This window comes from Pseudomonas sp. PS02303 (assembly GCF_029959925.1).
GTDB lineage: Bacteria > Pseudomonadota > Gammaproteobacteria > Pseudomonadales > Pseudomonadaceae > Aquipseudomonas > Aquipseudomonas mandelii.
In genome coordinates this window covers 1-9,013 of record NZ_JASCOM010000239.1, presented here as the reverse complement: position 1 = coordinate 9,013, position 9,013 = coordinate 1, and the positions used below count along the sequence as shown (strand labels likewise).

The 9,013-nt window shown below is 59.5% G+C and carries 8 protein-coding genes; 5 read left to right on the top strand and 3 right to left on the bottom strand.

Translation table 11 applies throughout. The annotated features are described in order from the left end of the window. Positions 1 to 86 precede the first annotated feature (86 nt). Positions 87 to 413 (bottom strand): DUF2025 family protein, encoded by a 327-nt coding sequence (locus QMX98_RS28780; protein ID WP_010457284.1) that lies wholly within the window; start codon positions 411 to 413, stop codon positions 87 to 89. Between the two features lie 235 nt (positions 414 to 648). On the opposite strand from QMX98_RS28780, the gene QMX98_RS28775 reads away from it, so the two are divergent. The 3 genes from QMX98_RS28775 to QMX98_RS28765 all read left to right on the top strand — a co-directional run bounded on the left by QMX98_RS28775 (position 649) and on the right by QMX98_RS28765 (position 3,646). Beyond that, entirely contained in the window at positions 649 to 1,776 is a 1,128-nt protein-coding gene (locus QMX98_RS28775) for a glycerophosphodiester phosphodiesterase (protein ID WP_154501429.1), read from the top strand. 233 nt (positions 1,777 to 2,009) lie between these two features. Beyond that, the gene (locus QMX98_RS28770) at positions 2,010 to 2,315 is read left to right on the top strand and encodes a PepSY domain-containing protein (RefSeq protein WP_154912421.1); all 306 of its coding nucleotides are present in this window, start codon (positions 2,010 to 2,012) and stop codon (positions 2,313 to 2,315) included. 137 nt (positions 2,316 to 2,452) lie between these two features. After that, positions 2,453 to 3,646, top strand: a complete 1,194-nt coding sequence (locus QMX98_RS28765; RefSeq protein ID WP_282411752.1) for a GAF domain-containing sensor histidine kinase — start codon at positions 2,453 to 2,455, stop codon at positions 3,644 to 3,646. Here the strand turns inward: QMX98_RS28765 and QMX98_RS28760 are convergent. After that, complete coding sequence (locus QMX98_RS28760) at positions 3,643 to 3,972, bottom strand: hypothetical protein (protein ID WP_077748669.1); 330 nt, start codon at positions 3,970 to 3,972, stop codon at positions 3,643 to 3,645. The genes QMX98_RS28765 and QMX98_RS28760 overlap by 4 nt on opposite strands. A 208-nt stretch (positions 3,973 to 4,180) precedes the next feature. Next, the gene (locus tag QMX98_RS28755; protein WP_282411751.1) at positions 4,181 to 5,803 is read right to left on the bottom strand and encodes a methyl-accepting chemotaxis protein; all 1,623 of its coding nucleotides are present in this window, start codon (positions 5,801 to 5,803) and stop codon (positions 4,181 to 4,183) included. A gap of 277 nt (positions 5,804 to 6,080) precedes the next feature. Between QMX98_RS28755 and QMX98_RS28750 the strand changes: the two genes are divergently transcribed. Beyond that, positions 6,081 to 7,103 (top strand): transporter, encoded by a 1,023-nt coding sequence (locus tag QMX98_RS28750; protein ID WP_077748671.1) that lies wholly within the window; start codon positions 6,081 to 6,083, stop codon positions 7,101 to 7,103. Positions 7,104 to 7,316: 213 nt separating this feature from the next. Then, positions 7,317 to 8,933, top strand: coding sequence for an inorganic phosphate transporter (locus QMX98_RS28745; RefSeq protein WP_010457300.1), 1,617 nt, complete (start codon positions 7,317 to 7,319; stop codon positions 8,931 to 8,933). Positions 8,934 to 9,013: the final 80 nt, after the last annotated feature.

The window sequence follows — 9,013 nt, the reverse complement described above, 5'->3', positions numbered from 1 at the left end:
GGCAAGCCTCGCGCCTACAGGTTGTCGGTGCCCTCTGTAGGAGCGAGGCTTGCCCGCGAAGAGGCCAGTCCAGACACAGTAAAACTTCAGCCCCGAACCAGACTCCGCACCGCCGAAATCTCCGGCACTTCCCGCCGATTCATGTACACCCGCAACGGCTCGGTCACATTGATCCGGTCATCAATATTCTGATCCAGCAACAATTGAATCAACTCACGCTTGAGCGTCATGGCCTGCCCAGGCCCCGGCGCCCAGACAAATTCACTGGTGGGAATGATCCCGTCATCCGCCACGTCCATACCAAACGAGTCTTCGCTGAAACGCACAATGTAGTGGCCAGTTTTGCGATTGAGGCCAACGAAGCCTTTGAGTTGGTCGGCGGCCTGGCAGATAAGCTCGGAAGTGATGCGCATATAAACCTCACAAAAGGTCGTTAACGACCGGTGAACGATGGTTTACACGCAAGGACAGGCATTCGGATTTCCCTCTGCCGGGGAAACGCCGGGGCCAAGAGTACTGCAAAGAAGCGCACAAAAGCGCTGAAAAAATCTGCTTTAAACACGTTTATGTCGGTCTGGCGATAGCGCTGGCGGCGCTCAGTTGTTAAAAGAGACGTCTTTGAAAATTCAACGCGAAAGGACCTCGACCATGCCTGTTACCTTCACCAAAAGCGCCCTGCTGCTGAGCATGCTGCTGGGCTTCGGCCAGGCACAGGCCGCCAACGAGCCCAGCCCGACTGCACTGGCCACCCGTTTGGGCATCCCGCACCCGGCGGTCATCGCCCACCGCGGCGCATCCTACGATGCACCGGAATCCACTGCCGCGTCTTACAGACTGGCCCGTGATCTGGGCGCCGATTACCTGGAACTGGACCTGCAACGCAGCAAGGACGGCGTGCTGTTCGCCCTGCACGACAACAACCTGCAACGCACCACCGACGTTGCCACCAAATTCCCCGATCGCAAGGACAGCCCGGCCAACGCGTTCACCCTCGCCGAACTGAAAACCCTGGATGCCGGCAGCTGGTTCAACGCCGCGTACCCGGATCGCGCACGTCCGTCCTTCGTCGGCCTGAAGATCCTGACCCTCGACGAAATCATCGACATCGCCCAGGGCAATCCGCTGCACAAACCCGGCCTGTACATCGAAACCAAAGAACCAAAGCAATTCCCCGGCCTCGAACGCGACCTCAAGGACAAATTGCAGGATCGCGGCTGGCTGAGCCCGGCCGGTTCCAAACTGGCGAAAAGCAATCTGGCGGTCGGCCAGGGCAAGGGCAAAGTCGTGCTGCAAACCTTCGAGAAGAGCAGCCTCGAACTGCTAGAGAAGGAAATGCCGCAAGTGCCGAAGATCCTGCTGCTGTGGGTCGGCGAAGGCAGTATCGAGCCTAAGTCCAAAGTGACGTTTGCCGAGTCCGGCGACAAGGACAAGGCCACCTACTACGCCAAACAGGAACCGAAAGACAAAGCCGAATTCCAGCAATGGGTCGAGTACGCCAAGGCCCAGGGTGCGATCGGCACCGGTCCTTCGGCCGCGTTGACCAAGGGTGGCGATCAGAGCTATTCGGACCTGGTGAAACCGTGGATGAACCAGTACACCCACGATCAAGGCCTGCTGGTGCACGCCTACACCATCGACGAAGCGGTTGATTACCAGAAAGTCATGGACGCCGGCGTCGATGGCATCTTCACCAACCGCGCCAGTGAATTGCTGAAGTTCTACAAGCGCCCGGCGGCCGGGACGGTGGCGCAGTTGCTGCAGAACAACGGGTACTGATCGCTAGCTGACACGACACCGCGTCATCTTCTTCGCGGGCAAGCCTCGCTCCTACGGGTTCTGAGTCGATCACAAATAATGCGACCGCCCCAAATCCCGTAGGAGCGAGTGATGCGGCAAGCCGACTTGCCCGCGAAATCTTCCAAACGACACGGTGATTGGAATTAAGGGTGAATTAAGTTGCCACAGTTAATCTGGACTCACTTAAACAGATCACCCCAAGGAATGAACCCATGAAAACCCTGACTGCCCTGTTCACCGCTGCTGCCCTGACCCTCACCGCTGGCCTGGCTCAGGCTGACGTTCGTGTCGACCAGATCCCTGAGCTGGTCAAGAGCGGCAAGATCAAGCCACTGGAAGAAATGAACCAGGAGGCACTGAAACGGCACCCAGGCGCGATCATCACCGACACGGATCTGGACAACCACTTCAACAACTACGAGTACGAAGTGGAACTGAAAACCGCTGACGGCAAAGAATTCGACGTGGACTTCGATGCCACCACCGGCAAAGTCCTGAGCGACAAACAAGACACCTGATACCCGTATCAAACAAAGCCGCACGATCTTCGGATCGTGCGGCTTTTTTGCATGCCGGATTCGCATAATCAACACGCGCCAACTCGGCGGTAGCCCGCTAGAATCCCTCAACGGTGATTATGTAGAGATGGATTGAGATGGGGCAAACAGCGGCAGCAGACATCGCCACGATCGGCCGGATCAGCGCGGTGCCGGCGATTCTCCAGGTGATCCGTGAATTGACGGGGCTGCGCTTCGCCGCGGTGGCGCGTGTCACTGAAGACTCGTGGACCGCTTGCGCCGTACTCGATCAGCTGGACTTCGGCTTGCAGGTCGGCGGTGAGCTGGAGGTGGTCACCACCTTGTGCCACGAAATTCGCCAGGCGCATCAGTCGGTGGTGATCGACAAGGCCAGTGAAGACCCGCTTTACCGCGATCACCACACGCCTCGCCTCTATCAATTCGAAAGCTATATTTCGGTGCCGATCTTTCGCCCCGACGGACGCTTTTTCGGCACCATCTGCGCTCTTGATCCCAATCCTGCATCGCTCAAATCCAGCACGATCCAGAGCACCATGGAATCCTTTGCGCGAATGCTGGCGTTGCAGATCGAGGCGGAAGAGAACCTGCAAAAAACCGAAGCGGCATTGATGGCGGAACGCAAAAACACCGCGTTGCGCGAACAGTTCATCGCCGTGCTCGGCCATGACCTGCGCAACCCGTTGTTCGCGATCAGTGCCGGCGCCGAAATGCTCTTGCGCAAGCTTCCCGACCCGGCGAATCAGCAACGGGCCCGGCACATTCTGACCAGTGCCCGGCGCGCGACCCGACTGGTCGATGATGTGCTGGATTTCGCTCGTGGTTCGTTGGGCAGTGGCATTCCGGTGGACATCGCACCGTGCCCGGACCTGGGCGACGCCTTGCGGCACGTGATTTCAGAAGTCCAGAACATCTATCCCCAACGCACCCTTCGCATGTCCATTGGCGAGCTGCACGGCATTCAGTGCGATCGCGAGCGGGTCGCGCAATTGCTTTCCAATCTGGTGGCGAACGCCGTTGCCCACGGCGACCCCGAGGGCTGGGTAGACGTGAGCGCGCAGATCCACGACGGGCAGTTCGTGCTGAGCGTGACGAATCAGGGGCTCATCGCCGAGGACGCGTTGCCCCATCTGTTTCGCCCCTACGCGCGACCGGCCCGCGGAACACCGCAGACCGGTCTCGGGTTGGGGTTGTACATCGCCAGTCAGATTGCGCAGTCCCATGGTGGAAAGCTGGAAGTGCGCTCGACAACGAAGGAAGGCACGCAGTTTGTTTTCAGCTTTCCGGTGCAGACAGTTCCGGGAAAAGCTTAAGTCGCAGCAATGACGTTGAAGTTAGAAACGGGCGATACAGCGACATTTCCAGAGTCGTCGGCTAGCGTGTAATTCGCCTTCACGGGACCAAGCTTAATGAACTGTTTTTCAATGTAAAAGTGCACACCTGCCACCTCTTCAACCACCGTGATTGTATGCGTGAACACCGACACGTCATTCCAGATCACTTCAAGCTTGTCCCCTTTTTTGTAGTTCTGGTTGCCTTCGACTAGCGCCCGCAAACCATTTTCGCCTACCGGTTCGGTGAGTTCGCCATCGTCACCCCCTTCTACTTTCAAACGACTTAATTGCAGATCCATAGACATAAAAACGCTCCTTGTGAATACAGCAGCGCCACTGCGCTGACAGCGTTATCAAACGCTCGTGCACGGCAATCGTCTACTGTCAGAACTAACAGGTGCCCCGTAAAACCGAACCAAAATGCCAGGCGCCCGACCAGCGGCGTAACCCTTATGGATCCGAGAGCGACGGGCGTACCGACTCGGTAACCGACCTGATACGCCGCCGTTTCCGTTACGCGCTCAGACGCGCCGTCACTTCATTCAACTGCCCCGACAACCCATGCAAATGACGGCCAGCCGCTTCGGTGCGCTGCACGTTGTCCAGGTTGGTGCTGGCGATGCTGGTGATTTCAGTGAGGTTGCGTGAAATGTCCTCGGCCACCGAGGTCTGTTCTTCGGCGGCGGTGGCGATCTGGCGGTTCATGTCGCGGATGGCTTCCACGGCATGGGTGATCCGCTCCAGCATGGCGCCGGCCTGGGTCACTTGCTCGACGCTTTCCTCACTGCGCGACTGGCCGCTTTCAATCGCCTGAGCCGCGTCCACCGCACCGGTTTGCACGGTCTGGATGATCTGGTTGATCTCGATGATCGACGCCGCCGTGCGCTGGGCCAGGCTGCGCACTTCATCGGCCACCACCGCAAAACCGCGCCCGGCTTCACCGGCACGGGCCGCTTCGATCGCCGCGTTGAGCGCCAGCAGGTTGGTTTGTTCGGCGATACCGCGAATCACTTCGAGCACCTTGCCGATGCGTCCGCTATCCGTTTCCAGTTGGCGGATGACCGTGGCGGTGTTGGCGATTTCGCCGCGCATCCGGGTGATGGTGTGAATGGTGCCCTGCATGACTTTTTCGCCGTGCTGGGCAGACTGGTCGGCATCGTCGGCGGCGCGTGCGGCATCGGCGGCGTGACGGGCGACTTCCTGTGCGGTGGCCGACATTTCGTTCATCGCCGTGGCCACCTGATCGGTGCGGTTGAACTGCTCATTGGTGCCGCTGGTCATGAGGCTGGCGATCGAGTTCAGCTCACTGCTGGCGCTGTCCAGGTCCTTGGCGCTGCGCTGCAAACGGCTGAACGTTTCGGCGAGGAAATCACGCAAAGTGTTGGCCGCAACCGCCAATTTACCCAGCTCATCCTGACGGGTGCTGGCCACGCGATCGGCAAACTTGCCCTGGCTGAGTTGCGCGACGTACTCGATCAGTTTGCGAATCGGTTCAATCAGGTTGCGGTTGACCAGCCACAGGCTCAACAGCCCGATCAACAGCCCCGAAACGAGCATCACAATGAGCCCCAGCAACACGGTGCGATCGGCTTCGGCACTGATTTGCTTCGACTGCTCGACACCCTGCTTGCGCAATTCGCTGACCAACTCGGTCATCTGTTCGCTGGTCGCACGGTCGACACCTTTGACCGCCGCGTCGCCTGCCGTCGGGTCGGCGCCCGCCGCCACGTAGGCGTCACGGCCCTTCTGATAGGCAGCGCCCAGCAAACGGTGTTCGTCACGCAGGCGTTCGATGCGGGTTTTCAGTTGCGGATCGATACCTTTTTGCACGGCCAGCTCACCGAGAATGCTCTGCACATCGCGCTGACGGTCTTCGAACTGTTTCCAATACTTGGCCAGGTCGGCCGGTTGCTTGCCACGCAGCAGGACGTTTTTCCATTCCTGAACCTGCACCTTGAATTGCAGGTTGGCTTCATCGATCAACTGCGAGGTGTGCAGCGGGCCTTCGATCAGGTTGGCGTAGCTCTGAACGCCGCTGGACAGAAAGTGAAAGCAAGCCAGGGCGATCAACAGTACCGCCAACAGGCTGCCGCTCAACAGGGCGAGAATTTGTGCTCTCAGGGATTTTTGCAGCATCGAGTGATACTCATGACAGGGGGGTGAGACACGCGGCAAACACAGCGTGAAAGGTGTCCGGACATCCCTGTCTGAAACTTGGCTCATGGCCGAAGCCGCGCAAGGTAACTTAAGCAAGATCGGCGTGCCAGAGCGGTTCTTGAATCCATTCCGACCACCGGCAATGCAATCGTTTGCGGTTATTTTTTCGTCACAAAAACGTCATCCACAGTTGCGATGATGCGGCTCAAGTGAACCTGTAAAAACCCGCGACAGGCGCCTCCCCTTGCGAGCTCCAATGAACCACAGCATCGACCAAAGCCATCGCGACCCGGACCTGTTCGGTCTGCTCTACGGTTTCAGTTTTCGCCCCGGTGAGCGGGGTCGGGAGATTGATTCGGCGAAAGCGCTGCAATGCCTGCAACAGCCGGACGAGAGCGATGAATTCCTGTGGCTGCACCTGAACCTGGCGCATGCCGCGTGTGAGCGCTGGATGAAAAGCCATCTGGCATTGCCGGACGAGTTTTTCGAAGCCTTGCACGAAGGGTCTCGATCCACGCGCATCGAGCATGTGGATTCGGCGTTGCTGGCGGTGGTCAACGATGTGGTGTTCAACCTCAGCAGCATGGTGTCGTCGGATGTGTCGACGCTGTGGGTGTGCGCCCGCAGCCGGCTGATCATCAGCGCCCGCCTGCAACCGCTGCACTCGGTGGACAAGCTGCGCTCGTCGGTGAAGGCCGGCGAGTGCTTTCGTTCACCGCTGGAATTGCTGGTGCATTTGCTCCGCGATCAGGGCGAGGTACTGACCCAGATCGTGCGCAAGACCAGCCTCAGTGTCGATCAGATCGAAGATGAATTGCTGTCCTCGCGGCTGTCGACCAACCGTGCGGAACTGGGTGCCAATCGCCGGGTGCTGGTGCGCCTGCAACGGCTGCTGGCGCTGGAGCCCGGTTCGTTGTTGCGATTGCTCAACCGGCCGCCGCACTGGTTGCAGAAGGAAGACGTGAAGGAGTTGCGCAAGTCCACCGAGGAATTTGCGCTGATCATCAACGACCTCACGGCGCTGGGTGAGCGGATCAAGCTGTTGCAGGAAGAGATCGCGGCCAACCTGAACGAACAGAGCAACCGCACGCTGTTCACCCTGACCGTGGTGACGGTGCTGGCGCTGCCGATCAACATCATTGCCGGTTTTTTTGGCATGAATGTGGGTGGGGTGCCGTTGTCGGGGGATCCGGAGGGGTTCTGGATTCTGGTGGCACTGGTGGCGACGTTTACCGTGATTGCGGGGCGTTGGGCGTTTCGCAAACGCCAGGATTATTGAGCCTTTGCCCCATCCCCTGTAGGAGCGAGGCTTGCCCGCGAAGGCGTTTTACCTGATACATCGCTTTCGCGAGCAAGCCTCGCGCCTACAGGGACCGGGTGAATTCTGATTAACGGATCAGCAAAAAAACCAAACCCTGATCTAGGGCAGTTTCTCTGTAACATTTGGCAACGATCATGACAGACACTCCTTCCTTCCTCAGGATTGTCTGTCATGGCTACGCCCTCCTACACCGCCCAAACCCAGGCTCCCGCCCGCAGTGCCAGGCCTCAACTCGATAAAAAACCCAGCCTGCTCACCCTCGTGGTGTTTTTCGGAGTGCTGGCCAGCGGGTTGTTGTTCACCGCCTACAGCCTGATGCACGACATGAGCGAACTCGGCACGGAGGTCACCACCTGGACGCCGTTTCTGCTGTTGGGCGTGGCGCTGCTGATCGCTCTGGGCTTTGAGTTCGTCAACGGTTTCCACGACACCGCCAACGCCGTGGCCACGGTGATTTACACCAACTCGATGCCGCCGAATTTCGCGGTGGCCTGGTCCGGGTTTTTCAACTTCCTCGGGGTGCTGCTGTCGAGTGGCGCGGTGGCGTTCGGCATCATCGCCCTGCTGCCCGTGGAACTGATTCTGCAAGTCGGGTCCTCCGCCGGCTTCGCGATGATCTTCGCCCTGTTGATCGCGGCGATCCTGTGGAACCTCGGCACGTGGTGGCTGGGCTTGCCGGCCTCGTCGTCGCACACCTTGATCGGTTCGATCATCGGCGTCGGTGTGGCCAATGCCCTGATGCACGGCCACGACGGCACCAGCGGCGTGGACTGGGCTCAAGCGACCAAGATCGGCTATGCGTTACTGTTGTCGCCGCTGGTCGGCTTCGGTTTTGCCGCGCTGTTGCTGCTGGCCTTGCGTGCGTTCGTCAAGAATCGCGCGCTGTACAAGGCGCCCGTCGGCAACACGCCACCGCCGTGGTGGATTCGCGGCATGTTGATTGTGACCTGCACCGGGGTCTCGTTCGCCCACGGTTCCAACGACGGCCAAAAAGGCATGGGCCTGATCATGCTGATTCTGGTCGGCACGCTGCCGATGGCCTATGCGCTGAACCGCACCATGCCGGCCGATCAGGCGCTGCAGTTCGCCGCCGTCGCCGAAGTCACCCAGCAAGCGCTGGTCAAAAGCGTGCCGATGCCGGCCCCCGCCGATCCGCGCCCGATCCTCTCTGAATACGTGCGCAGCAAGGAAGCCACACCGCAACTGATCCCGGCCCTCGCCGCCCTTACGGGCAGTATCGGCGCAGAGGTCAAGGGTTATGGCTCGCTGTCCAAAGTACCGGCCGAAGCCGTGGGCAACGTGCGTAACGACATGTACCTGACCAGCGAAACCATTCGCCTGATGGACAAGAACAAAGTCGGCCACTTCGACGCCGACACCACCGGCAAGCTGCAACTGTTCAAGCAACAGATCGACAACTCGACGCGCTTTATTCCGCTGTGGGTGAAGATCGCGGTGGCGATTGCGCTCGGGCTGGGCACCATGGTCGGCTGGAAGCGCATCGTGGTGACGGTCGGCGAAAAGATCGGCAAGACCCACCTGACCTACGCGCAAGGCGCCTCGGCGGAAACCGTGGCCATGCTGACCATCGGCGCAGCGGACATGTTCGGCTTGCCGGTGTCGACCACTCACGTGTTGTCCTCGGGCGTGGCCGGGAGCATGGTCGCCAACGGCGGTGGCTTGCAGATGAAGACCATCCGCAACCTGCTGATGGCGTGGGTGCTGACCTTGCCGGCGGCGATTGTGCTGTCAGGCAGCCTGTATTGGTTGTTCACCCAAATCTTCTAGCCCCAACACATAACCCTGTAGGCGCGAGTGGTGCGAAAATCCGACTTGCCCGCGCAGAACCCTAAACCCGGGGGTGGGGG

What these genes read in the sequence shown, in the direction of transcription:
- QMX98_RS28760 (WP_077748669.1), bottom strand. Translation starts at nt 3,972, where the DNA reads ATGTCTATGGATCTGCAATTAAGTCGTTTGAAAGTAGAAGGGGGTGAC.
- QMX98_RS28775 (WP_154501429.1), top strand. Translation starts at nt 649, where the DNA reads ATGCCTGTTACCTTCACCAAAAGCGCCCTGCTGCTGAGCATGCTGCTG.
- QMX98_RS28780 (WP_010457284.1), bottom strand. Translation starts at nt 413, where the DNA reads ATGCGCATCACTTCCGAGCTTATCTGCCAGGCCGCCGACCAACTCAAA.
- QMX98_RS28770 (WP_154912421.1), top strand. Translation starts at nt 2,010, where the DNA reads ATGAAAACCCTGACTGCCCTGTTCACCGCTGCTGCCCTGACCCTCACC.
- QMX98_RS28765 (WP_282411752.1), top strand. Translation starts at nt 2,453, where the DNA reads ATGGGGCAAACAGCGGCAGCAGACATCGCCACGATCGGCCGGATCAGC.
- QMX98_RS28745 (WP_010457300.1), top strand. Translation starts at nt 7,317, where the DNA reads ATGGCTACGCCCTCCTACACCGCCCAAACCCAGGCTCCCGCCCGCAGT.
- QMX98_RS28750 (WP_077748671.1), top strand. Translation starts at nt 6,081, where the DNA reads ATGAACCACAGCATCGACCAAAGCCATCGCGACCCGGACCTGTTCGGT.
- QMX98_RS28755 (WP_282411751.1), bottom strand. Translation starts at nt 5,803, where the DNA reads ATGCTGCAAAAATCCCTGAGAGCACAAATTCTCGCCCTGTTGAGCGGC.